At 66.7% G+C, this 423-nt stretch carries 1 pseudogene; it reads left to right on the plus strand.

The features are described 5' to 3' along the window. Positions 1–423: pseudogene (locus IF20_RS36945) on the plus strand (flavodoxin-dependent (E)-4-hydroxy-3-methylbut-2-enyl-diphosphate synthase); the annotation flags it as partial.

Raw genomic sequence — 423 nt, forward strand, 5'->3', positions numbered from 1 at the left:
GTGAAGCACAACGACCCGGTGGTGATGGTCAACGCCTACCGGCAGCTGGCGGCGCAGTGTGACTACCCGCTGCACCTGGGGGTGACCGAGGCCGGCCCGGCCTTCCAGGGCACCATCAAGTCCGCGGTGGCCTTCGGTGCGCTGCTGAGCGAGGGCATCGGGGACACCATCCGGGTGTCGCTGTCGGCGCCGCCGGCGGAGGAGGTCAAGGTCGGTATCTCCATTTTGGAGTCGCTGAACCTGCGGCAGCGGCGGTTGGAGATCGTCTCGTGTCCGTCGTGTGGGCGGGCGCAGGTGGATGTGTACAAGTTGGCCGAGGAGGTCACGGCGGGGCTGGACGGCATGGAGGTGCCGCGAGGTCATCAAGACCGTGCCGGAGTCGAAGATCGTGGAGACCCTCATCGAGGAAGCCATGAAGATCGC

Source organism: Streptomyces niger (assembly GCF_000718305.1).
GTDB lineage: Bacteria > Actinomycetota > Actinomycetes > Streptomycetales > Streptomycetaceae > Streptomyces > Streptomyces niger.